This is a genomic window from Cupriavidus sp. FW305-26, assembly GCF_058787975.1.
Map to the genome: position 1 here is coordinate 52,483 of NZ_JBYTAH010000009.1, position 12,545 is coordinate 65,027.

Annotated in this window: 10 protein-coding genes and 1 pseudogene; 2 read left to right on the forward strand and 9 right to left on the reverse strand. The window is 64.2% G+C overall.

Annotated features, from left to right (window positions below; all coding sequences use genetic code 11):
* Positions 1–15: 15 nt before the first annotated feature.
* The 4 genes and pseudogenes from AC3WQZ_RS07940 to AC3WQZ_RS07955 form a co-directional block, all read right to left on the reverse strand.
* Positions 16–1,002 carry a tripartite tricarboxylate transporter substrate binding protein gene (locus AC3WQZ_RS07940; RefSeq protein ID WP_010810613.1) on the reverse strand — a complete coding sequence of 329 codons (987 nt, stop codon included), beginning with the start codon at positions 1,000–1,002 and terminating at the stop codon, positions 16–18.
* 46 nt (positions 1,003–1,048) lie between these two features.
* A pseudogene (locus tag AC3WQZ_RS07945) lies at positions 1,049–1,260 on the reverse strand (hypothetical protein); the annotation flags it as partial.
* Positions 1,244–2,503 carry a glycerate kinase type-2 family protein gene (locus AC3WQZ_RS07950; protein WP_439669037.1) on the reverse strand — a complete coding sequence of 420 codons (1,260 nt, stop codon included), beginning with the start codon at positions 2,501–2,503 and terminating at the stop codon, positions 1,244–1,246. The pseudogene AC3WQZ_RS07945 and the gene AC3WQZ_RS07950, both read right to left, overlap by 17 nt.
* A gap of 58 nt (positions 2,504–2,561) precedes the next feature.
* Complete coding sequence (locus tag AC3WQZ_RS07955) at positions 2,562–3,650, reverse strand: tartrate dehydrogenase (RefSeq protein ID WP_010810612.1); 1,089 nt, start codon at positions 3,648–3,650, stop codon at positions 2,562–2,564.
* 124 nt (positions 3,651–3,774) lie between these two features.
* Here AC3WQZ_RS07955 and AC3WQZ_RS07960 point away from each other — a divergent pair, with 124 nt between their 5' ends.
* Positions 3,775–4,698, forward strand: coding sequence for a LysR family transcriptional regulator (locus tag AC3WQZ_RS07960; RefSeq protein WP_010810611.1), 924 nt, complete (start codon positions 3,775–3,777; stop codon positions 4,696–4,698).
* Positions 4,699–5,126: 428 nt separating this feature from the next.
* Here the strand turns inward: AC3WQZ_RS07960 and AC3WQZ_RS07965 are convergent, their stop codons facing one another.
* The 4 genes from AC3WQZ_RS07965 to AC3WQZ_RS07980 all read right to left on the reverse strand — a co-directional run bounded on the left by AC3WQZ_RS07965 (position 5,127) and on the right by AC3WQZ_RS07980 (position 10,509).
* Positions 5,127–5,792, reverse strand: a complete 666-nt coding sequence (locus tag AC3WQZ_RS07965; protein WP_081645115.1) for a response regulator — start codon at positions 5,790–5,792, stop codon at positions 5,127–5,129.
* Entirely contained in the window at positions 5,773–7,443 is a 1,671-nt protein-coding gene (locus tag AC3WQZ_RS07970; protein WP_492300298.1) for an MASE1 domain-containing protein, read from the reverse strand. Before AC3WQZ_RS07970 ends, AC3WQZ_RS07965 begins: the two co-directional genes overlap by 20 nt.
* A gap of 931 nt (positions 7,444–8,374) precedes the next feature.
* Positions 8,375–9,568, reverse strand: a complete 1,194-nt coding sequence (locus AC3WQZ_RS07975; protein WP_058697970.1) for a CaiB/BaiF CoA transferase family protein — start codon at positions 9,566–9,568, stop codon at positions 8,375–8,377.
* Positions 9,569–9,609: 41 nt separating this feature from the next.
* Positions 9,610–10,509 (reverse strand): enoyl-CoA hydratase/isomerase family protein, encoded by a 900-nt coding sequence (locus AC3WQZ_RS07980; protein WP_492300299.1) that lies wholly within the window; start codon positions 10,507–10,509, stop codon positions 9,610–9,612.
* A 71-nt stretch (positions 10,510–10,580) separates the two neighbouring features.
* Between AC3WQZ_RS07980 and AC3WQZ_RS07985 the strand changes: the two genes are divergently transcribed.
* A complete protein-coding gene (locus AC3WQZ_RS07985; RefSeq protein ID WP_010810605.1) occupies positions 10,581–11,435 on the forward strand; it encodes a LysR substrate-binding domain-containing protein in 855 nt (284 codons plus the stop codon).
* Positions 11,436–11,449: 14 nt separating this feature from the next.
* Here the strand turns inward: AC3WQZ_RS07985 and AC3WQZ_RS07990 are convergent, their stop codons facing one another.
* Entirely contained in the window at positions 11,450–12,496 is a 1,047-nt protein-coding gene (locus AC3WQZ_RS07990) for a Bug family tripartite tricarboxylate transporter substrate binding protein (RefSeq protein ID WP_058697968.1), read from the reverse strand.
* Positions 12,497–12,545 lie beyond the last annotated feature (49 nt).

A 12,545-nucleotide genomic window follows, 5' to 3' on the forward strand; every position in this document is an offset into this window, starting at 1 on the left:
ATGACGGCGGGTCGCCTACTCGATCGTCACCTTCCCGTCCTTCACCAGCCTGGCGAACTTGACCGTCTCGTCCTGGATCCGCTTGGCAAACTCCTGCGGCGTGCTCGCCATCGGCTCGGCCCCGACCGCCACCATGCGCTGCTGGAAGTCCGGCGATTTCACGATCTTGACGATCTCGGCGTTCAGCCGGGTGACGATGGGCGCTGGCGTGGCGGCCGGCGCCAGCACGCCAAACCAGGTGCCGATATCGAAGCCCTTCAGCCCCGCCTCTTCCAGCGTCGGCACATCAGGCAGGACGCTGGAGCGCTGCGCGGTGGTCACGGCCAGGGCGCGCAGCTTGCCCGACTTGATGTGCTGCAGCACCGGCGTCAGGGTATCGAACGACATCGTCACCTGTCCGCCGAGCAGATCGGTGGTCAGCGGGCCACTGCCCTTGTAGGGCACGTGCAGCAGCGGCGCACCCGTGGCGGCCTGGAACTGGGTGCCGATCAGGTGCTGCGCGGTGCCGTTGCCATTGGAGCCATAGGCAAACTCCGGCGCTGCCTTCTTCGCCAGGGCCACCAGTTCGCTGACGTCCTTCGCCGGCGTCTTGGCGGCATTGATGACCAGCACGTTGGGCACCATGGCGACCGTGGCGATGGGTGCCAGGTCCTTCTGGAAGCTGTAGGGCAGCTTCTTGTAGACGCTGCTGGCAATCGTATGGTGGACCGCGCCCATCAGCAGGGTGTAGCCGTCCGGCTTGCCCTTGGCGACGTAGTCCGCGCCCACCGTGGCGCCGGCGCCGGGCCGGTTCTCGACGATCACGGGCTGGCCCAGGCTCTTCGACAACTGGTCGCCCAGCGCGCGGGCCAGCACGTCGGTAGTCCCGCCCGACGGGAACGGCACCACCACGGTGATCGGCTTGGCCGGCCATTCCTGTGCCAGGCAAGTGCCGCTGAGGATAAAGCCGGCTGCCAGCACGGCCACGCCGGAAATACGACGCACGAGTTCAGTACCACGCATGCTTTGTCTCCTGAATATTCTATGTTTGCAGCCGGTTTTCGGCTGATTAGTGCTTGATAGCGCCTTGCCCCCCCTGTCTGATGTCTGCCTGCTGGACCTGCGCGATGCGCAGCAGGTTGGCGGTGCCGGCCACGGTGAACGGCAGGCCGGCCGAGATGACGATCTGCTGCCGGCCACGCCGAACTGCTCCTTCAGCACGGTGTGGCTGGCCAGGTTGGTCATCTCCAGCACATCCACCACTTCACGGCAGAGCACCGCAGGCTCCAGAGGCGCGCGTCAGCAAGATCGCGCGAAAATCGTTGACGTTGGTCAGCGTGGGGCCGGTGATGACGGCATCCCCCAGCGCCTCGAAAAATCCATGGCCGTCGTTGGCGGCCAGCGCATCCTGCGGACGCAGTCCGGCGCGCCAGGCACGTTCCAGCGTGTCGGGGCCGATCACGGCACCCGCGATCTCTTCCTGGCCGTCGACGCCGTCGGTGTCGCCCGCAATCGCATGAATGCCGGGTTCGCCGCGCAGCGTCAGCGACAGCGACAGCAGTAACTCCACGTTCCTGCCGCCCCTGCCCGCGCCCCGCACTGTGACCGTGGTCTCGCCGCCGGACAGCAGCACGCACGGTGCCGCAAACAGCTGGCCATGCCTGGCGGCTGCCAGCGCGATACCGCCCATGACCTTGCCGACATCGCGGGCCTCACCTTCGATGGCGTCGCCCAGCACGTGCACGGCGAAGCCTGCGTCGCGGCCCACCTGCGCCGCCGCTTCCAGCGCCAGCCGGGGCGTGGCGATGAACTCGGTGCGGATGCGCGGCAGGCGCGGGTCGCCGGACTTGAGCGTCTCGGCCGCGTCGGACGCCAGCACTGCCATCACATTGGGCGGAAGGTCGATCGCATACTGCTTGACGATGGCCAGCGCATCGGCGCGCGTGGTCGGGTCAGGCACGGTCGGGCCAGAGGCGATATCGATGGGGTCATCGCCCGGCACATCGGAAACCAGCAGGTTCAGCACGCGCGCCGGATAGCACGCGGCTGCCAGCCGGCCGCCCTTGATGGCGGACAGGTGCCGGCGCACGCAATTCATCTCCGAAATCGTGGCGCCGGACTTCAGCAGCGCGCGATTGACGCGCTGCTTGTCGTCGAGCGTGATGCCGGCAAGCGGCAGCGGCAGCAGCGACGATCCGCCGCCGGAGACCAGGCAGATCACCAGGTCGTCCTCGGCCAGGCCCCCCACCATCGCCAGCATGCGCTGCGAAGCGGCCAGCCCGGCATCGTCCGGCACGGGGTGAGCGGCCTCCACGATCTCGATGCGCGAGCACGGCACCGCATAGCCGTAGCGGGTAACCACCAGGCCTTCAAGCGGCCCGGGCCATGCCGCTTCCAGCGCGCTCGCCATCGCCGCCGAGGCCTTGCCCGCGCCAATGACGACGGTGCGTCCGCGCGGCGGCGGCGGCAGGTGCCGCGCCAGGGTCCTGGCCGGCTGGGCGGCTGCGACCGCCGCATCGAACATGCGCCGCAGCAACACGTTGGGCTCGGAAAATTGCAGGCTCACGAAACGGCCCTTGCGCTCAGGCGGCCTTCGCTTGCTGGCCAGCGGCAAGCAGGTCGCACACCGCCCTGGTCACTTCAGCGGTAGTCGCCTTGCCGCCCAGGTCGCCGGTGTGCAGCGCGGGGTTGGCGGTGACGGCTTCGACGGCCTGCATCACGCGCTGCGCCGCCTCGTTTTCGCCCAGGTGTTCCAGCAGCATGACCACCGACCAGAAGGTGCCTACCGGGTTGGCCAGGCCCTTGCCCATGATGTCGAAGGCCGAGCCGTGGATGGGCTCGAACATCGACGGGTAGCGGCGCTCCGGATCGATATTGCCGGTCGGGGCGATGCCCAGGCTGCCAGCCAGCGCCGCCGCCAGGTCGCTCAGGATGTCGGCATGCAGGTTGGTGGCGACGATGGTGTCCAGCGAGGCCGGACGGTTCACCATGCGCGCCGTGGCCGCATCGACGAGTTCCTTGTCCCAGGTAACGTCCGGGAAGTCCCTGGCCACCTGCACGGCCACCTCATCCCACATCACCATGGCGTGACGCTGCGCGTTGGATTTGGTGATCACCGTCAGCAGCTTGCGCGGACGCGACTGGGCCAGCTTGAAGGCAAAGCGCAGGATGCGCTCCACCCCTACGCGGGTCATCATGCTGACGTCGGTGGCCGCCTCGATCGGGTGGCCCTGGTGCACGCGGCCGCCCACGCCCGAATACTCGCCTTCCGAGTTCTCGCGCACGATCACCCAGTTCAGGTCTTCCGCGGCGCAGCGCTTGAGCGGCGCATCGATGCCGGGCAGGATGCGCGTCGGGCGCACGTTGGCGTACTGGTCGAAGCCCTGGCAGATCTTCAGGCGCAGGCCCCAGAGCGTGATGTGATCGGGAATATGCGGGTCGCCGGCGGAGCCGAACAGGATGGCATCCTTGTCGCGCAGCGCATCCAGGCCGTCGGCGGGCATCATCACGCCGTGCTGGCGATAGTAGTCGCCACCCCAGTCGAAGTCTTCGAACTCAAAGCGGAAGTCAGCACCGGCAGCCGCCAGCGCCTCCATCACTTCACGGCCGGCCGGCACCACCTCCTTGCCAATGCCATCGCCGGGGATCGTTGCAATGCGGTACGTCTTCATCCGTGTCTCCTGGTCCAGATCGATTCAAGTACGAGTTGAGTGCATGGGGCGGATTCTGGGCCGTGGACAAGGTTTTGGATCGCTTGTAGAGTTAAACCATTGTTAACCTGAAATTAAAGATGGAATGGCGCTATCGTCCGGCATCCAACCGTCAGAACTGGGATTCTTCACGTCGGTGGCCACGGCAGGCAGCCTGAGCGCGGCCGCGCGCGACCTTGGGATCACTACCGCCGCGGTCAGCAAGCGGCTGGCGCAGATGGAAGCGCGCATCGGCATGCCGCTGGTGACGCGCACCACGCGGCGCATGAGCCTGACGCCGGAGGGCGAGGTCTACCTGGAGCACGCGCGGCGCATCCTCAGCGAGATCGACGACCTGGACCAGATCCTGACCCGCTCAAAGGGCCGGCCGAGCGGCCTGCTGCGGGTCAATGCCACGCTGGGGTTCGGGCGCATGCATGTGGCGCCGGTGATTTCCGAGTATGTCGCCACCTACCCCGAGGTCGATGTCCAGCTCCAGCTGTCCGCCGACCCGCCGCCGCTGACCGAAGATGCCTTCGACGTCTGCGTCCGCTTCGGCCAGCCGCCCGACGCCCGCATCGTGGCCCGGAAGCTGGCGCCGAACCGGCGCCTGCTGTGCGCCTCGCCCAAGTACCTGCGCAGCCACGGCACCCCGCACACGCCCGCCGACCTGCGCCAGCACAACTGCATCGGCATCCGCCAGGGCAGCGACGCCTATGGCGTGTGGCGCCTGACCTCGGGCAAAGGGACCAAGGCGCGGACCGAATCGGTCCATGTGCGCGGCAACCTCACCACCAATGACGGCGAGATCGCGGTCAACTGGGCGCTGCAAGGCCACGGCATCCTGATGCGCGCCGAGTGGGACATCGAGCGGTTCCTGCGCAGTGGCCGCCTGGTGCAGGTACTGCCGCAATACGCGACGCCCGAGGCGGACATCTATGCCGTCTACCAGCAGCGGCACCAGCTGTCGTCCCGGATCCGGCTGTTCGTGGAATTCCTGGCGGCCAGGTTCAGTGAGTTTGGGAAGTAAACGCAGCAGGTTGTTTTCCGGCGTCCGGGCCGCCAGGCGTGTATTCGAATCTACCGGTTGAACGACCGGAAAGGGACAGAAGCGCCCAAACCCCGGGCCCGCGCCGCCCCCTGTGGAATCCCCACCGACGGCCCACAGATCACGATGGACCGCCTGTGCTGGCCGTTGGTCCACGGAGTGGGCGAGTGTATGCAAATTCCGCCATGGGCGGAACGCCCCGTTCGGGGGAAAAAAGAGACTAACGAGATTCGCTGCGGCACCAGAAGCGGACTGCGGTGCGGGCCCGGGCCAGCTAAATCGATCTTCACTTCAGATCTGAACGCAGCTTATGTGGGACGTTCCCCGCCCTTGACACGCGCTACCAGGCTTCCGTCCGGCCCAGGGCCGCGAGCAGTCGAGCGTTCAAGCAGGCGAAAGCAACTCAACCCCTATTGGCTCTCGATCCACTGAATCGCGAAGCGCATCAACTCCTTGCCGTTGGGGATGTCCAGCTTTTCCTTGATGTTGGCCTGATGCGCCTCGATGGTCTTGACGCTGCGATTCAGTTTCCCGGCGATCTGGCGGGTGCTGAAGCCAAGCCCGATCAGGTGCAGGACTTCGAACTCCCGTTCCGACAAGCTTGCGATCGAGCCCGCGCGGCTTCTTTGAGGAGCCTTCAGGGCCCGCGCCAGCTTGTCATGCATGGCGGCGCTCAGGTAGACATTGCCTGCCAGCACCTCGCGGATGGCATTCACAATATGCTCCGTGGCCTCGAGTTTCATCAGATACCCGTTGGCGCCTGCGCGCAGTGCGCGTTCGGCAAACAGCGTTTCGTCATGCATGCTGAGGACAAGGATTGCCAGCCTTGGATAGTGTTGCCGCAGCATCCTGACAAGATCCAGGCCGGAGTTCGAGTGCAGGCTGAGGTCGACAACGGCCACGTCAGGCTGGCAGGCCATCAACGCCAGAGCCTCTTCGGCACTGCCGGCCGCACAGCAGACGTGCAGGTCCTCATGCAGATTCAGCATTTGGCTTAACCCCTCGCGGATGATGGGGTGGTCATCCACGATCAGGATCTGGGTTGCGCGGCCCGGGCTAGATGGCTTCTGTGGCATGGCCCGGACTCTCTGGTATCGGATAGCTGATGGCAACCGTGGTGCCGCCCAGAGCATTGCGGGTGATCGTGCAGGAGCCGCCCAGGAGGCTCGCCCGGTGACGCAGGTTGTGAAGTCCCAGTCCCGAGGCACGCTCCATTTGCTCCGGGTCCACCCCCACCCCGTCGTCACTGATGGAAAGCCGCTGCATCCCGCCTTCGCGCTCAAGGTCGATCCCGATGTGGTGTCCCTGGCTGTATTTCAGCGCGTTGTTCACGGCTTCCTGCGCCGCACGATAAAGGTTGATCTGCATCGGCGGATCGAGCGAGTCCACGTCCGACCCGATGCGCAGCGTGCAGTCAATGCCATCCAGCGCGCAGGTCGTCTGCGCCAGCCTCTGCAGGGCGAGCGCAAGGCCACCGGACTCCATGGCGACCGGGTCCAGGCCGTGGGCAATCTTGCGAGTCATCAAGGACGCCTGCTTCACCAGTCCGACGATGGTAGCCGCGTCCGCCGCAGCCGGGTGGCCATGCTTCTGCAGCGTTTGATTCAGGCTCGTGCAGTAGAAGCCCAGGCTGGTGAGGTGCTGCCCGAGGCCGTCATGCAGCTCCCGGCCGATGAGTCTCTGCTGCTGGTCGCCGATCCGGATCAGCTCCGCTTCCAGCAGGCGACGCCGCGCCATCTCCTGCTTCAGTTCATGGTTTGCCCGCTGCAGGTCCCGGGTTCGCTCCCGCACGCGCCCCTCCAGTTCGATGTGGGATGCCTGCAGCAGGCTATGGACGCGCTTCTCCTGGGCATGTGCCGCCACCAGCAGCAGCCCGGTGACTGCCACGACGTTCGCGAAGGCGCACCATCTCACAAGGCTATCCACTGGAGACACTGCGGCAAAGGGACCGGTGCCGTTGGTGGTGCCCCAGATGGCAACGATCGAGACCAGCAAGGTTGCGACGGTGGTGCCAAGGTGATCGAAACGCAGAGCCGCCCAGATGATGAACGGAAGAATCGCCAGGGCTGAAGGGTAGTAGCCGTGCCCGGCAAGCTCGGGAGCGCCGAAGATGAGGTAACTTGCCCAGAGCATGGCAACGGTCAGTCCGCACGCTTCCACGGCCTGCTTTGTGGAGTGCACAGGGCCAGGACTCGCAAGCAGGCTGAGCAGGGGCGGAGCCACTACCAGCACCCCCATCATGTCACCGAGCCACCATTCCAGGACTGCTTTGCCGTACTCGGAAGCCGACACCCGGCCCCCGCCAAGGAGAGCAGTCGCACCAATCAGGGCACTCACTGCTGTGCTGACTGTCGCGGCCAGGATGATGAAGGCCAATACGTCCCTGACGCGGTCGAGGGTGATCCGGAACCGGGCCACGCGCGTCAACAGCAACGTGGCCGTCAAGGCTGCAGCCGTCGCGCCGAAGCCAATCAGCGCGGCCATTGGCAGTGGCACGCCGACCGACATATTGGCAAAAAAGGAGCCAATGGCAATTCCCGGGGCAGCTGCGAAACCCATGACAAGGAGCGCAACCAGGGCCACGCCGCTGGCAGGCCACACCAGAGACACCGCACCGCCCACTACTGCATAAGCCAGTCCCAGCTTTGCACTTGCGAAATACGCCAAAGCGACAAGTCCGGTATGGACGAAAAGTCTGAGCCTTAAGTTGCGCGGGACAATAAACATGGTTCGCTTCAAACCCCCGGGAACCGACACTGTCACATCCAGTCATTTCTGTGGTTAAACGGAATGACGACACTCTTGCGAAAGTGAATGTTCCATGCACCTGCGGCAAATCACGAGCCTGCACCGAATCGATGCAAGGCGAAGCGCTGCAAAACCATGGTGCCACAACACTACTATGAATCTACGCCAGAACTCCCTTGCGCGGTAAGAGTTGCCGGATGGATTCGATCGCCACCGTGCAGTAATGCAGGACTGAATCTGCCTGCCCACCGGCTAGGGCAATCCCCTAGCCTCTTTTCGGAAAAAAGCCCGATTCATATGCTTGCCGCCAAGGCCTACAGTTCATTGCACTTGTGCGAAGTTGCGACCCTCAAACTGAAGCGAAAGAAGAATCGTTTCGGTGTTTTTGCAACGACCTGAAATGGAGGTAAGAAAAATGGTAAAGACAGTCATACTGCTCGCTGCGGCGGGTGCGGCGCTTAGTGCCGGAATCGCCTATGCCGGCATCGGGACGCGGGATGTCTACACTGACGGCGCCAGCGTGATGGGGCCGCGAGACCCATATTCCGATGGGGGCAAGACCACAAAGTTTGACGTCTATTCAGACGGGGCGAAAGTCTCGGATAGGCGCGACGTGTACACCGATGGCGCGAGAATCACCAACCGCGATGGACTCGTTGACCACAGCATGTAAGGAACTACAGAAAAGAGTGTCCCCTCAAAAAATTCGTGGCCGGGACTCAGCGTCTCCGGCCACAGACCAGCACCTCCCCCAAGTAACAGCCTCGGGGGATTTTTTTTGCCGTGAGCGGAGCGGTATTGCCGAGGCCGCTGCAGCAGTCAACAGCAAAAAAAATCGCTCCGACCGATGGCCGGATTTCAGTGCGGCCATGATGTCGCCAGTGTGCGGCTCCGCTGTCGGGGTTGCACCTTACGGAGTGCGCTTGCGCTGAAGCGCCACCCCCTGCTCGAGCAGCTTTTCGATCTGTGATTCCGTAAGGCCCGCCTCGCGCAGCACCTCCACCGTGCTCGCGCCGATCTCTTGCGGAGCTTCACGGTACGTTGCCGGCGTGCGGCTAAGCTTGACCGGCGAAGCGACCGACTTGAATTTTCCAATTTCAGCCACCATGCCCCGGTGTGCCGTGTGCGGGTGGTTCAGCGCCTCGACCACGTTGTGGATGACACCGCACGGCACGCCAACTGCCACCAGGCGTTCGAACAGCGACTGCGCTTCGAAGCGGCTGAAGGCGGCCTCAAGATCGCGCTTGAGCTCGAAACGATGCACGGCTCGCTGAGCATTGGTTGCGTAGCGCGCATCGACCGCCAGTTCCGTTCGGTCCACCGCTTCGCACAGCCGCTGAAACTGGCCATTGTTGCCGACCGCGAGATAGATGGGCTCGGTGGCAGTGGCATAGGTGTCGTAGGGCGCGATGTTCGGATGGCCATTGCCAGACCGCATCGGAGCCTTGGCGGTGAAGAGCGTGTTGATGGAGTGTGGGTATAGGGAGAACAGAGCGTTGTCATACAGTGCCGACTCAATGGACTGTCCTTTACCGCTGCGCTCACGCTCATGCAAGGCCAACAACACCCCGATCACGGCGCTCAGACCAGTCGTCACATCGACGATCGGCACCCCAACGCGCGTGGCCGTTCCATCCGGGTCACCGTTGATGCTCATGATGCCACCGAGCGCCTGTACCGCGGCGTCGTAGCCGGGCAGCCCACCGAGCGGCCCCGTCGCACCGAAGCCCGTGACACGGCAATGGATCAGCCTTGGAAAGCGCAAGGAGAGCACGTCGTCGTACCCCATCCCCCAACGCTCCAGGGTGCCGACCTTGAAGTTCTCGATAAGCACGTCCGCTTCGGTGAGCAGCTGCATCAGTACTTCGCGTCCTTGCGGCAACGCGAGGTCGAGGCACACAGTGCGCTTGTTGCGATTGATGCCCGCGAAGTACGAAGCCATGCCAGCCTCATTAAAGGGCGGCCCCCAGGTGCGCGTCTCATCGCCCATCGGACCTTCCACCTTGATCACGTTGGCACCGTGATCCCCGAGGATCTGCGCACACAGGGGACCACCAAGTACGCGGGACAGATCCACGACCTTCAAGCCTTCCAGCGATGCCATGATTTCCAACCTCCGAAAAGTTGACGTTCGACGCGTGTGGTTCAGTTCGCCGCAAGCGGCGGCAGTTCGGCCCCCACGTTCCAGAGCGCCGGCCTGCGCTCCCGGGCGGCTGTCACGCCTTCCACCGCTTCGGAGCGCATCTGCTGCGCAAACTTGACGGAGGCAGCGTCCAGGTAGTGCGTCAATGCCTCGTGCGACTGTGCCGAAAGTGGGCGCATCTGCGTCAGAAGGCACTTGGTTGCAGCGCTGGCTGCGGGTGCCGTGGCAACGACGGACCCCAGAATTTCCCGCACGCGCGCAGGCAACGCCTCCTCGGATTCGGCAAGGTAATCCAGCAACCCGAGACGGTGGGCCTCCGCGCCATCGATCCGTTCACCGGTGAGCATGAGGCGGCGCGCTACTTGAACGCCAATGCGTGCGCTGACGAAAGGCAGGATTTGCCCGGGCACCAGGCCAATACCGGCCTCTGGAAAGCCGAACCGGGCCGCGGGTGAACCGATGGCGATATCCACCGCGCATACAAGGCCCGCGCCTCCGCCCATGGCTGCGCCGTGCACACAGGCCACCGTGACCTTCGACGACCGGATGAGCCGGGCAAGGAACTCGCCATAGCGCCGGTTACCCACCGCGATGGGATCCTGGCCATCCGCGCCGGGCTTGACCGCCAGGCGGTCCGAGATATTGCCGAGATCCCCACCAGCACTGAAGGCCTTTCCCGCTGCGGTGAAGAGGATGATCCGCACGTCATCCATTTGCTCGGCCTGATCAACCGCCTTTGACAAGGCCGCAACCATGTCGGCGCCCAGTGGATTCCTCGCATCGGATCGGTTAAGCTCGATGCGAAAAACGGCTCCGTGAACGACGGTGCGAACGAACGGTGCGTCCGTGATGACAGACGGCCCTGTAGCTTCGATGGGTGTGGAGGATACGCTGGAAGTCACGCTGTTCAATCCTGAATGTTAATGTTGGGAATCACGACAACTTGCAAGCGGCAGCCGCAACGCTATTCGACATGAGCTTTCGCAACCTTGACATCGGCCTGCTTCGCACGTTCGTTGCCGTGGCAGAGAAAGAAAACTTCGCTGTGGCGGCAGAGCAGGTCTTCCGCACCCAGGCGGCCGTGTCGCAGCAGATGCAAAAGCTGGAGACCGCGCTCGACTGCGTGTTGTTCGAGCGCGTTGGACGCAGCAAACGCCTGACCACGGCGGGCACCAGGCTCCTGGACTACGCGCGTCGCATCGTCGGCCTGAACGATGAGGCTTATCGCGCCATGACCCAGAGAGCCTTCGACGAACCGGTGAAAGTCGGAGCTTGCGCGGATGCCGTCGACTCGCTCATTCCCGAATACCTGAAGATGTGTGCAGAGGTTTTTCCCGGCCTGCGCGTGGACATCCAGGTTGGCCGCCGCCGTTGGCTGACCTCGTCCCTGCGCCGCGGCGAGATTGACCTGGTCGTCATGCTTGACCCTGTGCCCAACCCGGAGTTCGATCAGGTCGTGCTGCGCACCTCTCCCGTAACCTGGATCGCAGGCGCGCGATACCACCATCAGCCCGGCGCGCCGGTACCGCTCGTGCTCATCGAGGGGGCCTGTCCGTTTCATAGCATGGCAATCAAGTCCCTGTCGGACGCGAACATCCCCTGGCGTGTCGCTTTCCAGACCTCGACGCTGGCGGGTATCCGGGCGGCATTGCGAGCGGGCATGGGGGTCACGCCTCGCACCGTGGAGATGCTGGCCCCTGACCTGAAGGTCCTGGACCCTCACGCCGGCATGCCAGCGCTGCCGACCATCAGCTACCGGCTCTATGCGCGCACCGACAAGCTTAGCGAGAGCGCACTGGGCATCAGCCGCCTGATCTCGCCGCGCTGAACGTGCTACGGGCCTCATGGCTGCTGCATTCCCGCGTCAATGATGATTTTTCCCCAGAGCTTGGTGTCGCGCCGCTGCAACTCCTGCAGATGCATCGGGGCAACCTTGGCCGGAATCAGGCCCTTGCCGATGAGGAAATGACGACCATCGGGCGAGTCCAGCGTATCGGCGATCCAGCGCGACAACAGCCTGGCCACAGGCTGGGGCGTCGACGCGTTAGCGCTCCAGATGGCGATCCACGAACTGACGTCAAAGTCCGGGAATCCGCTTTCCGCCAGTGTCGGCACATCAGGTAATGACTGCACTCGTTCGGAGCTGGAGATTGCCAGGGCGCGCACGGTTCCGGCCTGGATCTGCGGCAGCGCGGTGACCATGTCGCACAGGTAGTAGTCGAACTGGCCGCCAAGCAGGTCCGTCATGGCCTGGCTGCTGTTCTTGTACGGAACGCTGACTGCCTTGACGCCTGCTCGTTGCTTGAACAACTCCCCGCTGATACGGCCTCCCACGTTGGCGCTCGCAAAGGAAAGCGGATTGCTCTCCTTCCTGGCCCATGCCAGGAACTCCTTGAACGTTGCTGCGTGAACACGCTTTGGATTCACGAGCAACACGAAGGGTGTGCTGGCCATTGTGGCCAGCGGCGTGAAGTCCGCTTCCGGGTCATAGGGAAGTTTGCGGTAGATGGTGGCGTTTGCCGCGTGCGTCGATGAGCCGGACACCAGCAGCGTGTAAGCATCGGTCGACGCGCGGACTGCAGCGTCGGCTGCAATGTTGCCGTCAGCACCGGACTTGTTTTCTACGATCACGGGCTTGCCGGCACGCCTGGAGAGTCCGTCGCCCACGAAACGCGCGATGCTGTCCGAAGCCCCGCCGGCGCCGTAAGCAACGATGATGCGCACCGGCTTGTCGATGCGATCAGTGCCGGGAGTGGACGTTGGCTGGGCGCTGGCTGCAGCGCCCCACAGGATGGCACCCAGCGCGCTCACGGCGACGCGGCATCGTCGCTTGGCGAGCCGCCGCGTGGTGCTCTGAGCTTGGTAGTCCGGTTGCTGTGTCGCTTGCATGGCTCATGTCTCCTGGTTCGTTGTCGGTCGCAAAGTGCCCTGCCGCCCG

Coding starts and splice junctions, on each gene's coding strand:
- AC3WQZ_RS07965 (WP_081645115.1), bottom strand. CDS start 5,792: ATGCCACAGAAGCCATCTAGCCCGGGCCGCGCAACCCAGATCCTGATC.
- AC3WQZ_RS07960 (WP_010810611.1), top strand. CDS start 3,775: ATGGCGCTATCGTCCGGCATCCAACCGTCAGAACTGGGATTCTTCACG.
- AC3WQZ_RS07950 (WP_439669037.1), bottom strand. CDS start 2,503: ATGTTCGATGCGGCGGTCGCAGCCGCCCAGCCGGCCAGGACCCTGGCG.
- AC3WQZ_RS07955 (WP_010810612.1), bottom strand. CDS start 3,650: ATGAAGACGTACCGCATTGCAACGATCCCCGGCGATGGCATTGGCAAG.
- AC3WQZ_RS07985 (WP_010810605.1), top strand. CDS start 10,581: ATGAGCTTTCGCAACCTTGACATCGGCCTGCTTCGCACGTTCGTTGCC.
- AC3WQZ_RS07990 (WP_058697968.1), bottom strand. CDS start 12,496: ATGCAAGCGACACAGCAACCGGACTACCAAGCTCAGAGCACCACGCGG.
- AC3WQZ_RS07975 (WP_058697970.1), bottom strand. CDS start 9,568: ATGGCATCGCTGGAAGGCTTGAAGGTCGTGGATCTGTCCCGCGTACTT.
- AC3WQZ_RS07970 (WP_492300298.1), bottom strand. CDS start 7,443: ATGTTTATTGTCCCGCGCAACTTAAGGCTCAGACTTTTCGTCCATACC.
- AC3WQZ_RS07940 (WP_010810613.1), bottom strand. CDS start 1,002: ATGCGTGGTACTGAACTCGTGCGTCGTATTTCCGGCGTGGCCGTGCTG.